This window comes from Priestia sp. P5_B4, from assembly GCF_056400385.1.
Genome location: NZ_JBFULJ010000993.1, coordinates 1 through 1,309 on the forward strand (window position 1 = coordinate 1; position 1,309 = coordinate 1,309).

A 1,309-nucleotide genomic window follows, 5' to 3' on the forward strand; every position below is an offset into this window, starting at 1 on the left:
CAGTAGAATACTTCCCTTCTAACATTGATATCACTCAAAATATTCATCAATTAGCGAGAAGAAAAGAAGCGCAGAAAATAGAACATTTACAAAACATTGTAGCAGAAAAAACAGCAGAGTTAAAAGATCTTATTAAAAAGCTTTCTTCTCCTATTATTMCAGTTTTGGAAGGCATAGTCGTCGTTCCTTTGATTGGCAAATACGACGAGGATCGAACGGAAGATTTGATTGTCAATACATTAAATAACCTCCCAAAACACCAGGCTAATTATCTTGTGCTGGATTTAACCGGATTGGATAAAGAACTTACTGAATATACGGCAAGTCTTATTGAAAAATTAGGTGCAGCAGCGTCCCTAGTTGGTACGAAAACAATTTTAGTAGGGATTTCTGCTGACTTAGGCTTAGTTATATCAGAGACCCATATTGATTTATCAAAATATGATTGTTTTCAAACATTGCAGCACGGCATTCATTATGCATTGGCACAAAGCGGACGAAGCATCGTTTAAAAGATATATTTGAAATATAACAAAATGCACTCATTCAGCATCATAACAAGTCTCTTTATCAAAGAACGGAAATGAATTGAAGGATTTCATTTTTCAAAAGAGGAATTGACATGAAACCAAAAGGTGTTATATTATTTTTATATAAAACCTTTTGGTGTTATTTTTTGAAAAGGAGAATGAAGATAACGATGAATGATAAAAGTGTAGTAGAAGATGTAAAACAGACGATAATATTTAACGCGCCGATTCAAAAAATTTGGGATAAAGTAGCAACAGCAGAAGGGCTCCAACAATGGTTCATGCCTAATGATTTTCAGCCTCAGGTAGGATATGAATTTCATTTACAATCGCCTTTTGGCCCATCTCCGTGTAAAGTATTAGAAATAGATGCACCAAACTATCTTTCTTTCTCTTGGGATACGGATGGATGGGTCGTTTCATTTACCTTAAAAGAAATGGGTAATCAAACTGAATTTACGCTTATTCATAGCGGGTGGAAAGAAGCTGAAACACTTCTTGAAAAAGCAAACGAAAAGAGTTCAGTGGTACGAGATAGAATGAGCTACGGGTGGATTAGTCTCGTAAATGAAAAACTTCGAAAGGTTGTTGAAAACTAAATGACTTTATCAGCTGCCAAGCATGATATCTTTCAAGCCATTGCTGATCCTACTCGAAGAAAAGTACTTGAGCTGCTTTCTGAAAAAGAATTGCCTATATCAGAAATAACGTCTCATTTTTCAATAAGCCGTACCGCTATTGTCAAGCATCTTCATATACTTTCAGAAGTAGACTTAGTC

Annotated in this window: 3 protein-coding genes; all 3 read left to right on the forward strand. The window is 35.2% G+C overall.

The genetic code is table 11. The annotated features are described in order from the left end of the window. The coding region (locus AC1DRF_RS28185) for an STAS domain-containing protein (RefSeq protein WP_477742331.1) at positions 1-512 on the forward strand (512 nt) is incomplete at its 5' end. Between the two features lie 188 nt (positions 513-700). Next, positions 701-1,129, forward strand: coding sequence for an SRPBCC family protein (locus AC1DRF_RS28190; protein WP_043982528.1), 429 nt, complete (start codon positions 701-703; stop codon positions 1,127-1,129). After that, a partial coding sequence (locus tag AC1DRF_RS28195; RefSeq protein ID WP_477742332.1) for a metalloregulator ArsR/SmtB family transcription factor occupies positions 1,130-1,309 on the forward strand: 180 nt, incomplete at its 3' end.

Bases quoted from the DNA above. Each gene is read 5' to 3' on its own strand.
- AC1DRF_RS28190 (WP_043982528.1), top strand. From the start codon at position 701: ATGAATGATAAAAGTGTAGTAGAAGATGTAAAACAGACGATAATATTT.